Here is a 20,793-nt window from a genome sequence, read left to right as displayed (position 1 = left end):
CGGCGAGATCCGCGCCCAGGCCGCCGAGTTCTGCACTCGGGTCAGCGAGACCAGCGCTCGGGTCGCCGAGATCCGCGCTCGGGCAGATCCGCCGCGCCTGGAACTGCCGAGGCTCGCGGCTAGTCCGGCTCGCGGCTGGGGGCGAAGCTGGCGGCTGGGCGGGCGAAGCTGGCGGCCGAGTACGAGGGTTCGAACCGGCACCTGGCAACCACACGGGCGTCCAGACCTTCGGTGACCGGCCCGCATCTCGCACCCCGCGACCTCCTCCGGTCAGCCGGTACCGAATGGGACTCTCGCTGCTCCGAGCGCAGGTCTCGCGGGACCTGATGGAAGTTCGCGATCTCGCTGGCTACCCGAACGCAGAACTCGACGCCCTGAATGCAGAACTCGGCGACCCGAATGCAGATCTCGGCGGCCTGGGTGCGGTTCTCGGCAGCCTGGATGCAGATCTCGACGGGACGAGCGCGGCACTCGCGCACGCGAATGCGGGACTCGCGGGCGGACCCGCACATGGGCCACCCGGGCCCCACCCGGCCCGAGCCCGGCTCCAGCCCACGCCCGAGCCCGGCCCACGCCCGCGCCCACGCCCGCGCCCAGGGCCGGGACCAAGGCCGCAGGGGGCACGGGCTTACATGTTGATCATGTGACCGGAGAGGCCGTGGATGGCTTCCTTCACGGCTTCACCGAGGGTCGGGTGCGCGTGCACGTTCCTGGCCACCTCGTGCACCGTCAGGTCCCACTGCTGCGCGAGGGTCAGCTCCGGCAACAATTCCGTCACCTCGGGGCCGATCAGGTGCGCCCCCAGCAACTCGCCGTACTTGTCGTCACTGATGATCTTCACGAAACCCACCGTGTCGGCGAGGCCGTGCGCCTTTCCGTTGGCGCTGAACGGGAACTTCGCCACCTTGACGTCGTACCCCTCGTCGCGCGCCTGCTGCTCGGTCAGCCCGAAGCTGGCGATCTGCGGCTGGCAATAGGTCGCCCTCGGGATCATGCGGTAGTCGAGTTCCATCGTCTCCACGTCGCCGATGGTCTCCGCCGCGATGATGCCCATGGATTCCGCCGCATGCGCCAGCATCAGTTTCGCCGTGACGTCACCGATCGCGAAGATGTGCGGCACGTTCGTCCTGCACCTGCCGTCGATGGCGATCGCGCCCCGCTCGGTGAGCGCCACACCGGCGTTCTCAAGCCCGTATCCGTCCACATTGGGCTGAAAGCCCATGGCCTGTAGCACCTTGCCCGCTTCGATGACCTGTCGCTCACCGTCCTTGCTCACGGTGACCTTCACCCGACTGCCATCGTCCTCAATGGACTCGACCCTGGTCGAGGTGAGCACGTCGATGCCAAGCCTCCGGTACCGGCGCGCCAGTTCCGCCGACACCTCCTCGTCCTCAAGCGGCACCATCCGGTCCAGAAACTCGACGATCGTCACCTTCACGCCGTAGTTGTGCAGCACGTAGGCGAACTCGACACCGATCGCGCCCGCACCGGCGATGACGATGCTGTCCGGCAGTTCCGAGGCGAGGATCTGCTCCTCGTAGGTCACCACGCGATCACTGACCGACGTTCCCGGCAACAGCTTCGCGCTCGCGCCCGTCGCGATGATGCACCTGTCGAAGGTGACCGTGTCGGTCGTCCCGTCGGCACGCCGGACCTCGATGGCCTTGTCGCTCGTGAAGGTTCCGCGACCGTCGATCTCGGTGATCGCGTTCTTCTTCATCAGGTAGTGCACGCCCTTGACGCGCCCGTCGGCGACCTTGCGACTGCGCTGATACGCGGCCAGGTAGTCGAAACTGACCTGACCGTCGACCTGAATGCCGAACGTCCGCTGCTCGGTGGTGAACAGGTGTGCCAGTTCGGCGTTGCGCAGCAACGCCTTCGACGGAATGCATCCGACGTTGAGGCACACCCCGCCCCAGTAACGTTCCTCGATGACCGCGGTGTCGTAGCCGAGCTGAGCCGCGCGAACGGCGGCGGTGTACCCGCCGGGTCCGGCACCCAGCACCACAACGTCGAAGTGTTCACTCATGATCGCCGATTATGCCTTCACTGTTCCGGGTGGGAGTGCCCCCACGCACTTCGGTCAACAACGCCGTGACCGCCGCCATGATGCGGTCGGTCGCCTCCCTGAGCTGGGTCGCGCTCGGCTTGTCCGTGACGAGGTCGCTCAGGTCGACGACGGGCCCCGCGAGAACCTCGACGCGTCGCCGGGGAAACACGCGCGGTAGCCGTCCGTCAGGGGGAAGCAGTTCACGGGTTCCCCAGCACGCCAAGGGGACGACGGGCGTTCCCGTGGTGAGCGCGATGCGCGCGACCCCGGTCTTGGCCTTCATCGGCCAGCCGTCCTCGCGATCGGTGAACGTGCCTTCCGGGAACACCACGACACATTCGCCCTCGCGCACCGCCGACACGGTGTCCCGGTAGGCGTCGAGAGCACTCGCTCTGCCCCTGTGCACCTTGATGTGCCGCCCCGATTCCATCACGGCGCGCACGACGGGCACCTTCCACAGTCCCGCCTTGGCGAAGAACCGGGGAACGCGCCCGCCGAGCAGGCTGAATGCCGTCACCATGATCGCGTCGGCGTTGGAAAGGTGGTTGCTGGCCACCAGAACGCCACCGCTGCGCGGCAGGTGCTCGGTTCCGGCGAACCGCGACCGCGTGCTCAGCGCGAGTACCGGCGCGATGACGTCGATGGCGAAACCGAACCACTTTCCCCGTCCTCGCCTCGGACACCGGCGGTAGGCGGTCAGCGGCCCGAAACGGATCGGGCCTGGGCGCATTCGCGCCGGTTCGCGTTCGGCAACGGGTTCCGCGCCTTCCACGACGCCGTCCTGGTTGCCGTTTCCTGTGAGAGTCAGCCCACACGCTCCAGTATCACGACGGGAATGTCCCTGTCGGTCTTCTTCTGGTAGTCGTCGTAGGAAGGCCACACCGCGGTCATCTTGGGCCACAGCGCGGCCTTCTCCTCCACGCTCGCCGTCCTCGCCCTCGCGGTGAACTTGTCGCCCTTCACCTGAACCCCGACCTCGGGGTTCTCCACCAGGTTGAGATACCAGCCGGGGTGAGCCTCCGCGCCGCCCTTCGAAGCGACGATGACGTAGTCGCCGTCGTTCTCCTGGAAGATGAGGGCGAACTTACGTGGTTGCCCGGATTTGCGTCCGGTGGTGGTCAGGATCAGAATCGGCGCGCCGTTCTGCCAGTCGTAGCCGACCTCGCCGTCGGTCTCCTCGTAGCGGCGGACGTGTTCATCCCCGTACAGCATTCGCGAGCATCCCTTCATCGGGCTGAGCCGGGCAGTGTTTGCCGCCCTCACCCTAATCCTCAAGCGCCGAGTACGTCGGCCAGCAAGGCTGGATCGATGTTGCCACCGGACACGACCGCGACGGTACGCCCGGCGGGCAGCTCGTCCGCGTGGTGCAGGTAGCCGGCCAGGCTGACGGCACCGGCGGGCTCGGCGACCAGCCGGGCGCTGGTCGCCAGCGTCCGCACGGCGGAGCGGATCTCGTCCTCGCTGACCGTGATCACTCCGTCGAGGACGGTGCGAAGGTGGGCAAAGGTCAACTCGGATGGCTGAGAGCGCAGGCCGTCGGCGATGGTCCTCGCCCTGAGCTCGACCGGCCACTCCACGACGGAACCCCGCTCGAAGCTTTCCCTGGTGTCGCCTGCCAGTTCGGGTTCGACGGCGTACACGGCGGCGTTCGGGCACAGCGCCTTGACACCGACCCCGATTCCCGAGGCGAGCCCTCCCCCGCTGACCGGCACGAGGACCAGTTCGACGTCGGCGAGGTCCTGGCCGATCTCAAGACCGATCGTGCCCTGGCCCGCGATGATGTCGGGGTGGTCGAAGGGCGGGATGAGCACGGCGCCGAGCCGTTCGACGAGGGCGTGCGCCGTCGATTCGCGTTCGGCGATGGGCACGAGCACGACTTCGGCGCCGTGCTCGCGGGTGTTGTCGACCTTGATCCGCGGCGTGACGTCGGGCATGACGATGTGCGCGGGAATACCGAATCGCCGCGCGGCGTAGGCGACCGCTTGCGCGTGGTTACCGCTCGAATAGGCGACGACGCCACGGGCCCTCGCCCGCTCGTCGAGCTTGCCGATGGCGTTGAACGCGCCGCGAACCTTGAAGGCGCCGATGGATTGCAGATTCTCCGGTTTGAGCCACAGTGGACGCGCCGGATCCGCCCACAGCGAGGGCAGCAGCGGGGTGTGAACGATGGAGCCGCGGATACGCTCCGCCGCGTCCCGGATGTCGTCGATCGTCACGAGTTGCACACCGCCGAGTGTGCCTCATGGCGGCGCCTCCGTGTGCTCCTCACCCGGCGAAAATCCCCGGAACTCACGCGCACCGGCGGAAACCCGGACTGAGACTCGGATCACCCCGGCGGAGACGCCGCGACCGCCCGCCTGATCGCGAGGCGGTCGCGGCTGTCAGGTCACAGGCTCAGTTCGGACACCGGGATACGCCGCCCCTCCTCGGCCGAGCGCAGCCCGAGCTCGGCGAGTTGCACGCCCCGCGCGCCGGCCAGGAAGTCCCACGGGAACGGTTCGCCCGCGGCAACGTGGCGCAGGAACAGTTCCCACTGCACCTTGAAACCGTTGTCGAACTCGTCGTTGTCCGGCACTTCCTGCCACTGGGAGCGGAAGTCCTCACCCGCCGGCAGATCCGGATTCCACACCGGTTTGGGCGTCATCGTCCGGTGCTGGACCCTGCACCTGCGAAGTCCCGCGACGGCGCTGCCCTCCGTACCGTCCACATGGAACTCGACGAGTTCGTCCCTGAACACCCTCGTCGCCCACGAGGAGTTGATCTGCGCGACGATTCCGCCGTCCAGCTCGAAGATGCCGTACGCCGCGTCGTCCGCCGTGCAGTCGTAGGTGTCACCCCGCTCGTCGACCCTTCGCGGGATGTGCGTCGCCGCGAGCGCCTGCACCGAGCGCACCGGGGCGAAGATCTCCTCAAGCACGTACCGCCAGTGGCAGAACATGTCGATCGTGATGCCGCCGCCGTCCTCGGCCCGGTAGTTCCACGATGGACGTTGCGCTTCCTGCCAGTCGCCCTCGAAGACCCAGTACCCGAATTCGCCGCGCACGGAAAGGATCCGGCCGAAGAACCCGCCGTCGACGAGACGCTTGAGCTTGCGAAGCCCGGGAAGGAACAGCTTGTCCTGTACGACCCCGGCCTTCACGCCCGCGTCGCGGGCCAGCCTGCCCAGCCGCAACGCGGCCTCGGTGTCCTCCGCGATCGGCTTCTCGGTGTAGACGTGCAGTCCGGCCTCGATCGCGGCGCTGATGGACTCCACCCTGTGGCTGGTCACCTGCGCGTCGAAGTAGATCTCCGCACCGGCCGTCGACAGCGCCTCGCCGAGGTCGGTCGTCCACCGGTCGAGCCCGTGTTCCTTGGCGATCGCCGCGAGCTTGTTCTCGTTGCGCCCCACCAGAATGGGCTCCGGCCGGAGGATCGTCCCGTCGGGCAGCCGCACGCCACCCTGCTCCCTGATCGCCAGTATCGACCGGACAAGGTGCTGCCGGTAGCCCATGCGCCCGGTGACACCGTTCATCACGATCCCGACGGACCGTTCCTCGTTCGCCATACCCAGCCTTTCACTCCGCCGCCGACGCGGCGCCCAGATGGTCGCGGATGTGCCGGGTCGCCTTCGCGAACTCCGGTTCCGACATGGTTTTGCCGTAGTCGCGCTCGGCGGGGAGGTTGACCTCGACGACACCGGCGACCGTCCCCGGCCTCGCGGTGATCATCACGACCCTGTCCGCCAGGTACACCGCCTCCGAGATCGAGTGGGTCACCAGCAGCACGGTCGTCTTCGTCTCCTGCCAGATGCGCCGCAACTCGACGTTCATCTGTTCCCTGGTGAGCGCGTCGAGCGCCCCGAAGGGCTCGTCCATCAGCAACACGGGAGGACGATGCAGCAGCGCGCGGCACAACGCGACGCGCTGCTGCATCCCTCCCGACAATTCGTGCGGATAGGCGTCCTCGAAACCGCCCAACCCGGTCATCGCGATGAGCTCGTCGACGCGTTCGGCCGCTTCCTTCTGCGGCATCTTGCGCATTTCGGCCTGGAGCAGGATGTTCTTCCTCGCGGTTCGCCATTCCAGCAGTGCCGCCTTCTGGAAGACGTAACCGATGTCCTTGCGCGGCCCCGACACGGTGTCGCCGAGCAGCTTCACCGAGCCGGTCGAAGGGGCGAGCAGCCCCGACGCGAGTTTCAGCAACGTCGACTTACCGCACCCGGAAGGCCCCACGATGGCGACGAACTCGCCGGGGTCCACCCGCATCGTGACGTCGCGCAGCGCCGTGACATCCCTTTTCTTGGTGCGAAACCGCACCGCGACGTCCTCGATCTCGACCGCGTAGCCGGACATGGGCGTCTCCTGCCTTTTCATTCGGTGCCAGCTATTCCTTGGGGGCCAGGTCGGAGACCCAGTAGGCGCCGGGTTCCTCCGCGCTCTCGATGACTCCCGCGTCGGCGAAGACCTTGATCGTCGCGTTCCAGTCGGCCTCGGTGTTCACGCCGGGCCGCTCACCTTCGGTCGACTCGGTGTGCAGCAGTTCCAGCGTCGAGGCGAGCTGTTCGGTGAGCACCTGCTCCGAGGGAAGCTGCTCCGAGGCGCCCTCCATGGCGGCCACCGCGGCCTGCTGGTCACCCTGCGCCTCGGCCCACGCCTCGCTGGTGGCTGTCACCATGCGCTGCGCGAGATCGCCCCGGTCGTCGATGAGTTCCTGCGAGGCGAGCAACCCGTTGCTGTAGAAGTTGAGCCCGTTGTCGGCGAAGCGGAGGTAGGAGACCTCCTTGCCCGCCTTCTCCTGCATGGTCGGGCCCTGGTCGGTCGCGTAGCCGAGCAGCGCGTCGGTCTGACCGGACATGACGGCGGCCATCTTGCCCGCGGCGTCGGTGTTCTGGATGTTGACGTCGTTCTCGGTGAGCCCGTTGGCCTTGAGGAAGGTCGGGAAGGTCTTGGTGAGCGCGTCACCCGCCGTGCTGGCGATGGTCTTGCCCTTGAGATCGGCGGGCGAGTTGACGTTCTCCTCGGTGAAGAACTGGACCGAGGACGGCGTCGTCTGAAGGAACACGCCGATGCTCTTCACGTCGAGTCCCTGCGAGACACCGGCAAGCACCGCGGGCGTGTCGGCCCAGCCGAAGTCGGTTTGCCCGGCGGCGGTGGCCTGCACCGTCTTCTGCGATCCCTGGCCCGCCCTGATGTCGAGGTCGATGCCGTGCTTCTCGTAGATGCCCTGAGCCTTGCCGTAGTAGAACGGCGCGTGCTCACCGTAGGGGTACCAGTTGAGGGTGAGGGTGACCTTGTCGAGCGTCTGGCCTTCGGCGTTGGTCGTGGTCTCCTGACCGCCGCCGCCACAGCCCGTGGCGAAGAGCAGCACCGCGACGACACCGGCGACGAGTGCGGGTAATTTCATGCGTTTTCCTTTGCCTCACAGGGTTGTGGTGACGCCGTCGGTCCGGCGGCTCGCGTGCCAGGGCAGCACGAGCTGTTCCAGCCATTCCACGAGCACGAACAGCAGGACGCCGAGCAACGACATGATCAACAGCCCGGCGAAAAGCACCGGGGTGTCCAGATTTCCGTTCGCCTGCAAGATGACGAAGCCGAGACCGGCGTCGGCACCGACGAACTCACCGACGACGGCGCCGGTGACGGCCATGGTCGCCGCGACCTTGAGCCCCGAGAACAGGTGCGGCAACGAGGCGGGGAACCGGATCTTCCAGAAGGTCTGCCCCGGCTTGGCTCCCATCGTGGCCGACAGCTGGAGCATTTCCGGGTCGACCGACTTGAGCCCGGTGACCATGGAGATGACGACGGGGAAGAACGCCATCAATACCGCGACGACGATCTTGGGCCCGATACCGAAACCGAGCCACACCACGAAAAGCGGCGCGATCGCGATCTTCGGAATCACCTGCGCGAACAGCAGCAGTGGGTACAGGGTGCGCTCGACGGTGGCCGACTGCACCATGACGACCGCGGCGAAGACACCGATCACCGCCGCGATGACGAACCCGAGCAACGTCTCGTACGTCGTGGTCCAGGTGTGCTCCCAGAAGTACTCCGGGCGCGAGGCGATGGCCTCGAACGTGTCGCCAGGCGAAGGGACGAGGTAGGGCTCGACCCACTCGGCCGCCGTGACCCCCCACCACGCCACGAACAGCGCGGCGAGCAGCGCGAAGGGCCGCCATGCCTTTTCGAGAAAACCACCGAGCCGCTGCGCCATCCCCGGACGTGCCCGCTCGGTGACCCCAGCCGACGTTGCCTGCTCGGTCCGCGTCGGCTGACTCTGCGTGACCATGACCCTCCGTTCATCGGCGAACGTGTCGGAAAGCACCGGAACCAGACCGGGACTCGCGTGCTGAATGCGCTTTCTGAATGCGCTTTCAGGTAGAGTATGCAGGCTCGGATACTCGGTCAAGCGTTCTTTTACCAGGAGTTGCATATGGACGGCAGGCCGCACGTGACGCTCGAAGACGTCGCCCGCGCCGCCGAGGTGTCACTGGCGACGGCGTCCAGGGCCCTCAACGGAACCACCAAGGTGCGAGCGGATCTGCGCGAGCGCGTGCTCGCCGCCGCGGAAAAGCTCGCCTACACCCCCAACGCACACGCGCAGGCGCTCGCGGGGGCCTCGCACCGCACGGTCGGTGTCATCTGCCACGACGTCAGCGACCCCTACTTCGCGGCCATCGCGCGAGGAGTCATGCGCGTGGCCGGCGACAGCGATCTGCTCGTCATGCTGGCGAGCACCTTCCGGGACCCGAACAAGGAGATCGCCTACATCTCCATGCTGCGCGCGCAACGGGCCTCGGCGATCCTGCTCGTCGGTTCCGGCTTCGAGGACAAGGCGTGGGAACGCGCGCTCGCCGCGGAGATCGACCCCTACCGCAGGGGCGGCGGCCAGGTCGCCGTCGTCAGCAGGCACCGCAGTCTCCGGGTCGACAGCGTGCAGCCGGAAAACAGGGAGGGCGCGGCGGAGCTGGCAAGAACGTTGCTGGGTATGGGACACCGCCGCTTCGCGGTGCTCGCGGGCCCCCGCGCGCTCACCACCGTCGTCGACCGGCTCGCCGGGTTCAGGGAAGCACTGGCCGAGGCGGGAGTCGAGCTGCCGGAGTCAGCGATCGTCGAGGCCGCGTTCACGCGCGACGGCGGGCACGCGGCGATGTCGGAACTGCTCGCGAGGGGACTCGACGCCACGTGCGTTTTCGCGGTCACCGACGTCATGGCCATCGGCGCGCTCACCGCGCTGCGCGAGGCGGGCCGCTCGGTACCGGACGACGTGTCGCTGGCCGGTTTCGACGACATTCCCGTCGTCCGTGATCTCACCCCCGCGCTGACCACCGTGGCGCTGCCACTGGAAGAACTCGGAGAACGAGCCATGGAGCTGGCGATCAGGGACAACAGGGGCAGCAGGAGCAGGGTGCTGCGGCTGCCGGGCGAGGTCGTCGTCCGGCAGAGCACGAAGGAGGTGTGAGTCATGGCTTTCGTGGATTCGACGCTGCGCGAGCTGCGGATCGAGCGGATCGAGACCTTCGCGGTCGCGCTGCCCACCTTGCGGTCCTTCGGGGTGTCCGGAGGAGCCGTCGCGGTCGCGGGCACACCGAGCATCAGGGTACTCGTCAAGGTCAGTGCCGACGGGGTGTGCGGATGGGGTGAGGCAACGCCGATCCCCGCGTGGACCTACGAGACGGCGGAGTCGATCGTCACCACCATCGACCGCTACCTCGCGCCCGCCGTCACCGGCAAGCCGTGCTGGGATCTCGACGGCGTGAACGCCGCGTTCGACCGGGCCATCAACCGCGGTTTCACCATCGGCTCGCCGCTGGCGAAGGGCGCCGTCGACATGGCACTGCACGACCTGCTCGGCAGGGCGCTGGGCGTGCCGGTGAGCACGCTGTGGGGCAGGCGGCGCAGCGACCGCGTCGCGCTCGGCTGGATGGTGTCGGGGCAGACGGCGAGCGAGGTCGCCGAGCACGTCGCCGAAGGCGGGGCGCTCGGCTACGAGGCGTTCAAGGTCAAGATCGGCCTGCACTCCCCCGGCGAGGATCTCGCGGTCGTGAGGGCGGTGAGAGCCGCCGCGCCAGACGCGCCGCTGTGGGTCGACGCCAACCAGGCGTTCACGGCCGACGGCGCGCTGCGGATGGCGAGGGAACTGGCCCCGCTCGGCGTGACCGCGTTCGAGCAACCCTTGCCTGCCAACGATGTCGCCGGGCTGCGCAGACTGCGGGAGCACTCCCCCGTTCCGGTCGCGCTCGACGAAAGCCTGCGCCACCCCACCGATCTGGCGACCTTCGTCAAGCTCGACGCCGTCGACGTCGCGATCGCCAAGGTGCAGCGCAGTGGCGGACTGACGCTGTCCCTGCGGTTGTGCGCGCTCGCCGAGGACTGCGGGGTCCGGTTGATGGGCTCCGGGCTCACCGATTCCGACCTCGGCCTCGCCGCGTCACTGCATCTTTTCGCGGCTTTCGGCATCGACACCCCGGTCGACCTCAACGGGCGGCAGTTCGTCGAGTCCGCTTACGCGACAGGGGAAACCGTGCGGATCTCCGGCGGGGTCGCCGAGGTTCCGGCCGGCCCAGGGCTCGGGGTCGAGGTCGACGAGGACGTCGTTCGCGACCTCGCCGTCGACGTACTCGCCTGCTGAGCGGATCGCGTTGTGAACCTCGCGGGCCGGTTCCGCCTGCCCGTGGGCGGTTTCTCCGCCCGGCACGCGTTCGGGTCCCGCTCTTGTCGGAAGGACCGGCCATGTCCTAGGGTTGCTGAAAACGCTTTCTTGCAAGCGCTTTCAGGGAGAGGGACATGACTGCGTTGCTGTTACCCCGCCGGGAAGGGACGCCGCGAGAGTGGTCGCCGTCCGGGCGCACCGCGCCGGCGCCGAGCGAGGGCACGCACCCCCGCGTTGCCTACGCGGCCGCGCACGTGGTCGCCGACCCGCTCAGCGCGGAGGACCCCGCAAGCACCGTCCGCGTCGACTGGGACACGACACTCGCCTTCCGGCACCACCTGTGGTCCTGCGGGCTCGGCGTCGCCGAGGCGATGGACACCGCACAACGCGGAATGGGCCTCGACTGGGAGACGACAAAGGAACTGATCAGGCGCACCGGCGCGGAGGCTCGCGCGCGTGGCGGCCGGTGGTGCGCCGGAGTGGGCACCGATCAGCTTCCGCCAGGTCCATCCACTGTGGACGACATCGTCGGCGCGTGGAGGGAACAACTCGACCTCGTCGCCGAGGAGGGCGCCGTTCCGGTCATCATGGCCAGCAGGGCGCTCGCCGCGGCGGCAAACGGACCAGCCGACTACCACGCCGCGTACGGCAAACTGCTGTCCGTGACGGAAGGCCCGGTTCTGCTGCACTGGCTCGGCGAGCAGTTCGATCCCGCCCTTTCCGGCTACTGGGGCCACACCGACGTCTCGGCGGCTGCCGACGAACTCGCCGCGTTGTGCGCCGCGCACTCCTCGGTCATCGCCGGGGTGAAGGTCTCCGTGCTCGACGCCGACATCGAGCGCCGCTTCCGGCGCGCGCTGCCGGAGGGCGTCGCGTGTTACACCGGCGACGATTTCAACTATCCCGAGCTGATCGAGGGCGACGAGCGGGGACACAGCGAGGCATTGCTCGGCATCTTCGATCCCATCGCGCCCGTTGCCGGAGCGGCGCTGTCCCTTCTCGGCACCGGCGACACGGCGGGTTTTCGCGAACTGCTCGACCCGACCGTCGCGCTGTCCCGTGAGATCTTCCGCGCGCCGACCCGGCACTACAAGGTCGGCGTCGTGTTCCTCGCCTACCTCAACGGCCATCAGCCCGCGTTCCGGATGGTCGGCGGCCTCGAATCGGCCCGCTCGATCACCCACCTCGCCGACGTGCTCCGCCTCGCCGACGAAGCGGGCGTGCTGACCGACCCCGATCTCGCGGTGGCCAGGATGCGGCCGCTGCTCGCGACGGCAGGAGTGACCTGATGGACCGGTTGAGCCTCAACCAGATCACCACCAAGAACTGGACGTTGCCCGAGGCCGTCGCGGGCTGCGCCGAGGCGGGCGTCGGCTGGATCGGGCTGTGGAGGGACAAGGTCGCCGAGGTCGGTGTCGACAGGGCGGCCGCGCTACTCAAGGAGTACGGCGTCAAGGTCTCCTCGCTGTGCAGGGGCGGCTTCTTCACCGGTGTCACGCCGGAAGGAGCCACTGTGGACGGCATCGCGCAGACGAAGGAGGCCATCGAGGAAGCCGCCAAGCTCGGCACGGACGTACTGGTGCTCGTGGTCGGCGGCGTCGCGGGCAACGACCTGCCCGGGTCGCGGCAGCGGGTGGCCGACGCGGTCGGCGAGCTCGCGCCCTTCGCGAGGGAGCACGGCGTCAAGCTCGGCCTCGAACCACTGCACCCGATGCAGTGCGTCGACCGGTCCGTTCTGTCCACTGTGGATCAAGCGATGGACATCGCGGAGGAGCACCCCGCCGACTCGGTCGGGGTCGTCGTCGACGAGTTCGCCGTGTGGTGGGATCCTCGCATCGAGGCCGCCATCGCGAGGGCGAACGGCCGGATACTCGGCTTCCACGTGTGCGATCAACTCGTCCCGCTCACCGACACGCTGCTGGGCAGGGCGCTGCCCGGCGAGGGCCCCATCGATCACCGCGGGCTGCGGGCCTGCGTGGAAGCGGCGGGCTACACCGGCCCGATCGAGGTCGAGGTGTTCAACGCCGAACTGTGGAAGCGAGCCGGTGCCGAAGTGCTCGCCGACGTCGTGACCTCCTACCGGGAGCACGTCGCCTGAGGCAGCGGCGACATCACCGGGAATTCCGCCGATGAAGGTTTAGCGAACCTGGCCCCTGGGTAGTAACATGGCTACGTTCTGCCCCGGGAGGCCACCATGGCCCACGACGACACGCTCGACCGGTTGTTACAGGCGTGGCGTGACGATATCGACAGTGAACCGTGTCCTGTCATCAGCGAGGTCGCCCTGCCCCGGCAGACGCGAAGGCGTCTTCCTCGTGGCGATGCGGGTCATGCAGGTCAGCAGCACCGGAACGGGACGAGGCGCACGGGAAAGACCTCGACCAGCCCGTGACGGGGCGGCACGCCGTAACCTCGACCATGGTGTAAGTCAAGGTACTGTTGCGGCGTGACCAAGCTTGCCGACCACCTGAGTATCGGACAGGTCGCGGAACGCAGCGGCGTCCCGCACACGGCGCTCCGATTCTACGAAGACCGCAACCTCATCACCTCGGAACGCTCGACGGGCAATCAGCGCAGGTACTCGCGCTCCGTGCTGCGCAGGATCGCGTTCATCCGCGCGGCGCAGCGAGTTGGGCTCAGCCTGGAACAAATCGGTGAGGCGCTGGAAACGCTGCCGAAGGATCACGCACCGACCAAGGCGGACTGGGCCCGGTTGTCCCGCAACTGGCGAGAAGAGCTCGAAGCGCGCATCGACGCGTTGCAGCGCCTGCGCGATCAGTTGATCGGCTGTGTCGGGTGTGGCTGCCTTTCCCTGCGTACCTGCGGTTTGCACAACGTCGACGACCGGCTCGCCAGGTTCGGCCCCGGCGCTCCCCTGCTCAAGCCTGCCGCGGAAGGCGGCATCTGACCGGAAATCGCTTGCGCGCCCGGTCTCGGCCGTGCGCCAATACGACGCGATATGCACGATATTCACCGAGTGCGCTTGTCCAAGCGCCTCTCACTGTACTTACGCCATGCGCCCGAGCGCATCGGCATTCAACTCGACGAAGGCGGCTGGGTCGAGGTCGACGTCCTGCTGGCCGCGCTCGCCGGAAAAGGAATCGCCCTCACCCGCGCACAGCTGAACGAGGTGGTGGTCACCAACGACAAGCGGCGCTTCGCCTTCGACCACACGGGTACCAGGATCAGGGCGAACCAGGGGCACAGCGTCGCCGTCGAACTCGATCTCCCCGTCCGGGTCCCACCGGCGCTGCTCTATCACGGCACCGTCGCCGCGTTCCTTCCCACCATCCGCGAATCCGGTCTGCTCCCGATGAAGCGGCACGACGTGCATCTCTCCGCGACCGTGGGCACCGCGAGGACAGTGGGATCCCGGCGTGGCGAGCCGGTGGTGCTGACCGTCGACGCGGCCGCGATGACACGGGAGGGGCACGAGTTCCGGCTGAGCGCCAATGGGGTGTGGCTGGCGCGTGAGGTGCCGCCGAGATTCCTGAGTATCCCTACGAGTTCTGGTTAGCGGGGGCACGCTTCCGGCGCCTGCCGAGCAGTTTTCTGCCGACCTCGATGAGCTGTCCCCGCAACGTGTCGTCGTCGATGTCGCGGTACTCCACCGCGCCACCCGCCATCGCGAGACCGACGAGCACGACGTGCACGGTGATCCGGTCCGCGAAGTCGGGTTCGGGACCCACGAGGATCGTCATCAGGCGGGTCATCAGGTTCTCGTTGCCGCTGAGCGAACGATCGATTGCCCTCATGATTCCGGGGTCACTGTTGAAAAGGGCAACAAGCGCGCGGTGCTGAACGACGAGATCGGCGAACCCGGCCAGCGCGTGGTCGATCTGCGCGCCCCTGCTCCGCTGAGCCAGCGCCTCGTCGATCACGGCGTCCAGCTCGCGCAGCGCCGGTGCCGCCACGGCTTCGGTGATCTCGTCCTTGGTCTTGAAGTGGTAGTACACCGCGGCCTTGGTGACCCCGAGCTCGGCCGCGATCATCTGCAATGACGTTCCCTCGACGCCGTGCTCACTGAACAACGTGAGTGCCGTGGCGAGCAATCGCGATCTCGTGCCATCGGCCACGGTGCCGGCAGTCATGGGCGCCCTCCTCGTCAACGTTCAGACACTACCTGTCGATCGGCTAGTGCGCACCTTGCTGTTCGGCTAGTCACACGCTAGCCGATCGGCTTGGAAGGCACTTGCCGATCGGCTAGCGTATTTGAAAGACTTTCGTGTCGCCTCGGTGTCGGCTCAGCCGACCCCGGCACCCGCAACCCCAGCACCGCACCAGAAACGGAGCCCACTGGCGTGGCCATTTTCCTTTCCCGGCTCGGCCGGTTCTCCTTCCAGCGCAAGCGGTCGGTGACCGGCTTATGGGTGGTGTTGCTACTCGCGCTCGGCATCGGCGCACTCACGCTCTCCGGTCAGATGACGAACTCGGTCACCATTCCCGGTACCGAATCACAGCGGGCCATCGAGCAACTGGAGTCGCGGTTCCCCGAGGCGAACGTCGGCGGAGCGACGGCTCGCGTGGCCATCGCGGCGCCGGAAGGCCAGACACTGGACCGCGCCGCCGTCGACGAGGTCGTCTCGCAGCTTCGCTCGGCGCCGCAGGTGACCAACGTCCTCGATCCGTTCCAGGCTCAGACGGTCTCCCCCGACGGCAGGGTCGCGCTCGCGCAGGTGAGCTACTCGACGCAGGCGTTCGAACTGTCCGAGGCCGACAGGGAGGGCCTGCTCGCCGCGGCCGAGCCGGGACGGGACGCGGGACTGGAGGTCGAATTCGGCGGCGACGCCATCCAAGGCGGCTTCGAGACGAACGCGAGTGAAGGTGTCGGCGTCGCCATCGCGGCCGTGGTTCTGATCATCACGTTCGGCTCGCTCATCGCGGCAGGGCTTCCGCTGCTCACCGCGCTCATCGGCGTCGGTGTCGGCATGGCCGGCATCATGGTCACCGCCTCCTTCTTCGAACTCAACGCCAACACTCCCGTACTCGCTCTGATGATCGGGCTCGCGGTCGGCATCGACTACGCGCTGTTCATCGTGTCCAGATACCGGCACGAACTGGAAACAGGGAAGACACCGGAGGACGCGGCTGCCCACGCAGTCGGAACCGCGGGCTCGGCCGTCGTGTTCGCCGGTCTCACGGTGATCATCGCGCTGGCCGGGCTCACCGTCGTCGGCGTGCCGCTGCTCGGCGAGATGGGGCTGGCCGCCTCCGCGACCGTCGCCATCGCCGTGCTGATCGCGATCAGCCTGCTGCCCGCTGTCCTCGGGTTCGCCGGAAACAAGGTGCTCGGTGGCCGGATCCCGGGTCTGCGCGGACCGAGCAAGTCCGGCCCGACGGCGGGAGAGCGCTGGGCCCGGTTCATCTCACGGCACCGGGTGCTCGTGCTGACCGGCTCCGTCGTGGCGCTGCTCGTGGTGGCGATCCCGGCGATGAGCATGCGGCTCGGCCTGCCGACCGACAACACCGCGGCTCCCGACTCCACCCAGCGCAAGGCCTACGACCTGATCAGCTCCGGGTTCGGCCCCGGCACCAACGGGCCGCTGACCGTCGTCATCGAGGCAGGCGACAACCCCGAGCAGTCGGTGCAGGCCGCGATGCAGCGCATCGGCGGGCTCGACGACGTCGCCGCCGTGATGCCGCCGCAGTTCAACGCCGAAGGCGACACCGCGCTGCTGAACGTGGTCCCGCAAAGCGGGCCCGACACGCAGGCGACGGAGGACCTGGTCAACGACATCCGCGCGGAAGCGGGTCAGCTCAGGGAGCAGACCGGCGCCGACATCGCGGTGACCGGGCAGACCGCGATGAACATCGACGTGTCGAAAAAGATGGCCGACGCGCTGCTTCCCTACCTCGCGCTGATCGTCGGGCTCGCGTTCATCCTCATGATGCTGGTGTTCAGGTCGCTCGTGGTGCCGCTGAAGGCGACGCTCGGGTTCCTCGGCTCGGTCATCGCCGCCTTCGGTGCCGTCGTCGCGGTGTTCCAGTGGGGCTGGCTCGGTGACCTGCTCGGAGTCGAGGCGACCGGCCCGATCATGAGCATGCTGCCGATCCTGCTCATCGGTGTCCTTTTCGGACTGGCGATGGACTATCAGGTCTTCCTGGTCACCCGCATGCGCGAGGAGTACGTGCACGGCGCGGAAGCCAATACGGCGATGATCACCGGCTTCCGGCACGGTTCCCGGGTCGTCGTCGCCGCGGCGCTGATCATGGCGAGCGTCTTCGCCGGGTTCGTGCTCGCCGAGGAGACGCTGATCCAGTCGATCGGTTTCGCGCTGGCATTCGGTGTCGCCGTCGACGCGTTCGTCGTGCGGATGACGATCGTGCCCGCTGTGATGTCCCTGCTGGGCAAGCACGCGTGGTGGCTGCCCAAGTGGCTCGACCGGATCCTGCCGAACGTCGACGTCGAAGGCGAGAAGCTCAGCGCGGGCAACCCGCCCGAAGGGCACGGCAAGTCGCGCGAACTGGAACCCGTCTGACGGTTCCAGGTAGGTCGTTGGCGGCCGCGGGGTGGCTGGCCGCACCGGTTACGGGGTTACCGGGCGGACGTGCCCACCGCGTGGCCGCCAATGGTCGGGGAAGGTGGTCGCCGGGATCGATATTGTCGCCGGTCCCGGCCACCAGGGCTACCGTCGCCGGATCGCAAGGGCAGCGGTCCGGCGACGGTAGTAAAGCTCCCCCGCTATCGGCGGCGCGGACGTCGTCGACAGCGAGGGAGCTTTGCTACCGTTTCGGCCTTGACCAGCGAGAATTCTCGGTCTCGCTGCGGGGTCCGGTGCCTCGGCGCGGATCTCGGCGACCTGAGTGCGGATCTCGCTCGCCTGAACGGGGGACTCGCCGGCAGAGGGCGACACGCCGGGCCGGGCGGAGGCCGGGCGGAGACCGGGCGCGCTACCTGAGCCAGAGGACGGCACCCGCGATGGCCAGCCCTGCCGCCACGCCGAGCGCCACCGCTAGTCCCTTCGAGTTCTTCCACGTGCTGAACACACCGCCGACCAGGAATCCGGCCACCGCCAGCAGCAGGACGGCCACCCACGCGTTGCCCATCTACAGCACTCCCTTGGTGGAGGGCACGCCGCCCACCCTCGGATCGGGTTCCGTCGCCGCCCGCAGTGCCCTCGCGACGGCCTTGTATTGCGCCTCCGCGATGTGGTGCGGATCGCGGCCGTGCACGACCCGCACGTGCAGTGCGAGCTGCGCGTGGAAGGAAAGCGACTCGAAAACGTGCCTGGTGAGCACGAACGGGTAGTTGCCGCCGATGGTGAACGTGTCGAATCGCTCCGGTTCACCGACGTGCACGCAGTACGGCCTTCCGGACACGTCGACGGCGGCGTGCGCCAGCGTCTCGTCCATCGGGATCCAGGCGTCGCCGAAGCGGCGGATGCCAGCCTTGTCGCCCAGAGCCTGGCGAATCGCCTGACCAAGCACGATGGCCGTGTCCTCGACGGTGTGGTGCGCGTCGATGTGCACGTCACCCTCGGCGGCGATCCGCAGGTCGAGCGAACCGTGCACGCCGAAGGAGTTCAGCATGTGATCGTAGAAGGGCACGCCGGTCGACACCTCGGCCTTGCCGGTCCCGTCGAGGTCGACCTCGACGACGATCGAGGACTCTTTGGTCGTGCGTTCGACCTTGCCCACGCGACTCATCGCGGGACCTCCTTGCTTGCCGTGAGGAAGGCGTCGTTCTCGCCGGGGGTGCCGATGGTGACCCGCAGGTGCCCTTCGATCCCGACGTCGCGGATCAGCACGCCGTGGTCCACATAGGACTTCCAGGATGCCGGAGCGTCGGCGAACCTGCCGAACAGGATGAAGTTCGCGTCACTGGGTACCGGCGCGAAACCCAGTCCGGTCAGGGCTTCGGCGACCCGGTCCCTTTCGGACGCGAGCCTGGCGACCGAGGCCAGCGTCGCGTCGGCATGCCGCAGGGCGGCCCTCGCGGCGGCCTGGGTGAGCGCCGAAAGGTGATAGGGCAGCCGCACGAGCTGGAGCGCGTCCACGACGGCGGGCGCGGCGGCGAGATATCCGAGCCGCCCGCCCGCGAAGGCGAACGCCTTGCTCATCGTGCGCGACACGATGAGCTTCGCGGGGTAGCTGTCGAGCAGCGTGGCCGCGCTCGGCTGCGAGGAGAACTCCGCGTATGCCTCGTCGACCACGACGAGTCCCGGCGCGGCGCGCAGTACCTGTTCGAGTTCGCCTAGCGGAATCGACCCACCGGTCGGATTGTTGGGGCTGGTCAGGAACACCACGTCGGGAGAACGCTCCGCGACGAGGCTCGCCGCGACCTCGGTGTCGAGCGAGAAGTCGGCCCGCCTCGGCGCCGGCAGCCACTCCGTGCGGGTGCCTGCCGCGATGATCGGGTGCATCGAGTACGACGGCTCGAAGCCGAGCGCACTGCGGCCAGGCCCGCCGAACGCCTGCAGAATCTGTTGCAGAATCTCGTTGGAACCGTTGGCAGCCCACACATTGCGCTCGGTCAGCGGAACACGGGTGGCCACCGACAGATACGCGGCAAGGTCCTCGCGCAGCGCGACGGCGTCCCGGTCCGGGTAGCGGTGCAGTTCGGCCGCCGCGGCACGCACGGCGTCGGTGACGTCGTCGACGAGTTCCCCAGGCGGCGGGTAGGGATTCTCGTTGGTGTTGAGCCGGACCGCGACGTCGATCTGGGGCGCGCCGTAGGGGCTGCGACCTCGCAGGTCCTCCCTCAGCGGGAGCTGGTCGATGGTCACCTCGCCCGCGGTCGGTGAGGTCATGCTGGTGCCTCCGGAAAACGTGCGGTGACGGCTTCGCCGTGTGCTGGAAGGTCCTCGGCTTCGGCCAGCGCGACGACCTTGTCGGCGACCTCGCGCAGCGCGCCCGCGCTGTAGTCGATGACGTGGATGCCACGCAGGTAGGTCTGCACGGACAGACCGGAGGAGTGCCGCGCGAACCCGCCCGTCGGCAGGACGTGATTGGAACCGGCGCAGTAGTCGCCGAGCGAAACGGGCGCGTAGGGGCCGACGAACACCGCGCCCGCGTTGCACACCCGCGCGGCGACGGCACGAGCGTCGGCCGTCTGGATCTCAAGGTGCTCGGCGGCGTACGCGTCGACGACACGCAGGCCATCGTCCACTGTGGATACCAGGACGACGCCGGACTGCGGTCCGCTCAACGCCTCCGTGACCCGCTGGGTGTGCTTGGTCGCGGCGACCCGGTGCCGCAGTCGCTCCTCGACCGCGTCGGCCAGCGGCTCGGAGGTCGTCACGAGCACGCTCGCGGCGAGCGTGTCGTGCTCGGCCTGGCTGATCAGGTCGGCCGCGACGTGGTCGGGGTCGGCGGTCTCGTCGGCGAGGATCGCGATCTCCGTCGGCCCTGCTTCCGAGTCGATGCCGATCAGCCCGCGCAGCATGCGCTTGGCCGCGGTCAGGTAGATGTTGCCCGGCCCGGTCACCATGTCGACGGGGTCCAGGGGCGCGCCGTCGGTGTCGGTGCCGCCATAGGCGAGCAGCGCCACGGCCTGCGCTCCGCCGACCGCCCACACCTCGTCGACACCGAGCAGCCTCGCCGCCGCGAGGATCGTCGGGTGCGGAAGACCGCCGAACTCGGCCTGCGGCGGCGAGCACACCACGAGCGATTCGACACCGGCTTCCTGCGCGGGCACCACGTTCATGACGACGCTGGACGGGTACACCGCGAGGCCGCCTGGGGCGTAGAGGCCGACCCTGCCGACCGGAACCCAGCGCTCGGTGACGGTGCCGCCTTCGGCGACCTCGGTGGTCACCTCGGTTCTGCGCTGGTCGGCGTGTACCGTCCTCGCCCTGCTGATCGACTCCTCGATGGCCGCCCTGACCACCGGGTCGAGGCGGTCGAGCGCACCGGCCAGTTCGGCGGAGGGAACCCGCACGCTCGCGGGCCTGACCTTGTCGAACCGCTCCGCGTAGTCCAGCGCGGCAGCCACGCCGCGCTCCTTGACCGCCTCGACGACGGGGCGCACCTGATGCAGTGCCGCGTCCACGTCGACCTCGGCGCGCGGCAGTGTCGCGCGCAACTGCGCTGGAGTCGGGACGCGACCTCGCAGGTCGGTGCGGTTCAGCATGCTTTCAAGGGTACGAGGTGACGATCCACACCCAGCTCAC

At 68.3% G+C, this 20,793-nt stretch carries 20 protein-coding genes; 7 read left to right on the top strand and 13 right to left on the bottom strand.

Going from position 1 to position 20,793, the window contains the following annotated elements; all coding sequences use genetic code 11:
* Window positions 1-628: 628 nt before the first annotated feature.
* The 8 genes from lpdA to BAY61_RS08160 all read right to left on the bottom strand — a co-directional run bounded on the left by lpdA (window position 629) and on the right by BAY61_RS08160 (window position 8,317).
* Complete coding sequence (gene lpdA, locus BAY61_RS08195) at window positions 629-2,029, bottom strand: dihydrolipoyl dehydrogenase (protein ID WP_091800622.1); 1,401 nt, start codon at window positions 2,027-2,029, stop codon at window positions 629-631.
* Window positions 2,022-2,780, bottom strand: coding sequence for a lysophospholipid acyltransferase family protein (locus BAY61_RS08190; protein WP_091800935.1), 759 nt, complete (start codon window positions 2,778-2,780; stop codon window positions 2,022-2,024). The genes lpdA and BAY61_RS08190 overlap by 8 nt, the downstream gene beginning before the upstream one ends.
* Before the next feature lie 74 nt (window positions 2,781-2,854).
* Entirely contained in the window at window positions 2,855-3,262 is a 408-nt protein-coding gene (locus BAY61_RS08185) for a nitroreductase family deazaflavin-dependent oxidoreductase (protein WP_091800620.1), read from the bottom strand.
* Between the two features lie 59 nt (window positions 3,263-3,321).
* Window positions 3,322-4,275, bottom strand: a complete 954-nt coding sequence (locus BAY61_RS08180) for a threonine ammonia-lyase (protein ID WP_091800617.1) — start codon at window positions 4,273-4,275, stop codon at window positions 3,322-3,324.
* 161 nt (window positions 4,276-4,436) lie between these two features.
* Window positions 4,437-5,594, bottom strand: coding sequence for a Gfo/Idh/MocA family protein (locus BAY61_RS08175; protein WP_091800614.1), 1,158 nt, complete (start codon window positions 5,592-5,594; stop codon window positions 4,437-4,439).
* Between the two features lie 10 nt (window positions 5,595-5,604).
* The gene (locus BAY61_RS08170) at window positions 5,605-6,402 is read right to left on the bottom strand and encodes an ABC transporter ATP-binding protein (RefSeq protein WP_245865910.1); all 798 of its coding nucleotides are present in this window, start codon (window positions 6,400-6,402) and stop codon (window positions 5,605-5,607) included.
* 10 nt (window positions 6,403-6,412) lie between these two features.
* The gene (locus BAY61_RS08165; protein WP_091800611.1) at window positions 6,413-7,432 is read right to left on the bottom strand and encodes an ABC transporter substrate-binding protein; all 1,020 of its coding nucleotides are present in this window, start codon (window positions 7,430-7,432) and stop codon (window positions 6,413-6,415) included.
* A 15-nt stretch (window positions 7,433-7,447) separates the two neighbouring features.
* On the bottom strand, window positions 7,448-8,317 hold the full coding sequence (locus BAY61_RS08160; RefSeq protein WP_091800930.1) for an ABC transporter permease: 870 nt from the start codon (window positions 8,315-8,317) through the stop codon (window positions 7,448-7,450).
* A 144-nt stretch (window positions 8,318-8,461) separates the two neighbouring features.
* Between BAY61_RS08160 and BAY61_RS08155 the strand changes: the two genes are divergently transcribed.
* The 6 genes from BAY61_RS08155 to BAY61_RS08130 all read left to right on the top strand — a co-directional run bounded on the left by BAY61_RS08155 (window position 8,462) and on the right by BAY61_RS08130 (window position 14,198).
* On the top strand, window positions 8,462-9,490 hold the full coding sequence (locus tag BAY61_RS08155) for a LacI family DNA-binding transcriptional regulator (RefSeq protein WP_091800608.1): 1,029 nt from the start codon (window positions 8,462-8,464) through the stop codon (window positions 9,488-9,490).
* A gap of 3 nt (window positions 9,491-9,493) precedes the next feature.
* Window positions 9,494-10,660, top strand: coding sequence for a mandelate racemase/muconate lactonizing enzyme family protein (locus tag BAY61_RS08150; protein ID WP_091800605.1), 1,167 nt, complete (start codon window positions 9,494-9,496; stop codon window positions 10,658-10,660).
* 155 nt (window positions 10,661-10,815) lie between these two features.
* Window positions 10,816-11,970 carry a dihydrodipicolinate synthase family protein gene (locus BAY61_RS08145; protein ID WP_091800602.1) on the top strand — a complete coding sequence of 385 codons (1,155 nt, stop codon included), beginning with the start codon at window positions 10,816-10,818 and terminating at the stop codon, window positions 11,968-11,970.
* Window positions 11,970-12,779 carry a sugar phosphate isomerase/epimerase family protein gene (locus BAY61_RS08140; RefSeq protein WP_091800599.1) on the top strand — a complete coding sequence of 270 codons (810 nt, stop codon included), beginning with the start codon at window positions 11,970-11,972 and terminating at the stop codon, window positions 12,777-12,779. Before BAY61_RS08145 ends, BAY61_RS08140 begins: the two co-directional genes overlap by 1 nt.
* A 348-nt stretch (window positions 12,780-13,127) precedes the next feature.
* Complete coding sequence (gene soxR / locus BAY61_RS08135) at window positions 13,128-13,589, top strand: redox-sensitive transcriptional activator SoxR (protein ID WP_091800596.1); 462 nt, start codon at window positions 13,128-13,130, stop codon at window positions 13,587-13,589.
* Window positions 13,590-13,640: 51 nt separating this feature from the next.
* On the top strand, window positions 13,641-14,198 hold the full coding sequence (locus BAY61_RS08130) for an RNA 2'-phosphotransferase (protein ID WP_091800593.1): 558 nt from the start codon (window positions 13,641-13,643) through the stop codon (window positions 14,196-14,198).
* On the opposite strand, the gene BAY61_RS08125 is transcribed toward BAY61_RS08130, so the two are convergent.
* Entirely contained in the window at window positions 14,182-14,772 is a 591-nt protein-coding gene (locus BAY61_RS08125) for a TetR/AcrR family transcriptional regulator (protein WP_091800590.1), read from the bottom strand. The genes BAY61_RS08130 and BAY61_RS08125 overlap by 17 nt on opposite strands.
* Window positions 14,773-14,982: 210 nt before the next feature.
* Here BAY61_RS08125 and BAY61_RS08120 point away from each other — a divergent pair, with 210 nt between their 5' ends.
* A complete protein-coding gene (locus BAY61_RS08120; RefSeq protein ID WP_091800588.1) occupies window positions 14,983-17,160 on the top strand; it encodes an MMPL family transporter in 2,178 nt (725 codons plus the stop codon).
* 412 nt (window positions 17,161-17,572) lie between these two features.
* Here BAY61_RS08120 and BAY61_RS32795 read toward each other — a convergent pair whose 3' ends face one another.
* Genes BAY61_RS32795 through hisD form a run of 4 tightly spaced genes read right to left on the bottom strand, consistent with a single transcriptional unit; the run spans window position 17,573 to window position 20,753 of the window.
* A complete protein-coding gene (locus BAY61_RS32795) occupies window positions 17,573-17,728 on the bottom strand; it encodes a hypothetical protein (RefSeq protein WP_170140063.1) in 156 nt (51 codons plus the stop codon).
* Window positions 17,729-18,328: an imidazoleglycerol-phosphate dehydratase HisB gene (gene hisB, locus BAY61_RS08115; RefSeq protein ID WP_091800585.1), complete on the bottom strand. Its 600-nt coding sequence runs from the start codon at window positions 18,326-18,328 to the stop codon at window positions 17,729-17,731. It lies immediately after the preceding gene.
* On the bottom strand, window positions 18,325-19,431 hold the full coding sequence (locus BAY61_RS08110) for a histidinol-phosphate transaminase (protein WP_091800582.1): 1,107 nt from the start codon (window positions 19,429-19,431) through the stop codon (window positions 18,325-18,327). Before BAY61_RS08110 ends, hisB begins: the two co-directional genes overlap by 4 nt.
* Window positions 19,428-20,753: a histidinol dehydrogenase gene (gene hisD / locus BAY61_RS08105; protein WP_091800579.1), complete on the bottom strand. Its 1,326-nt coding sequence runs from the start codon at window positions 20,751-20,753 to the stop codon at window positions 19,428-19,430. Before hisD ends, BAY61_RS08110 begins: the two co-directional genes overlap by 4 nt.
* Between the last annotated feature and the right edge of the window lie 40 nt (window positions 20,754-20,793).

Origin of the sequence: Prauserella marina (assembly GCF_002240355.1) — a bacterium.
In the GTDB taxonomy this organism is placed as follows: Bacteria; Actinomycetota; Actinomycetes; order Mycobacteriales; family Pseudonocardiaceae; genus Prauserella_A; species Prauserella_A marina.
Note: the sequence above shows the minus strand (reverse complement) of the source record. Positions and strands in the feature narration are given on the sequence as shown.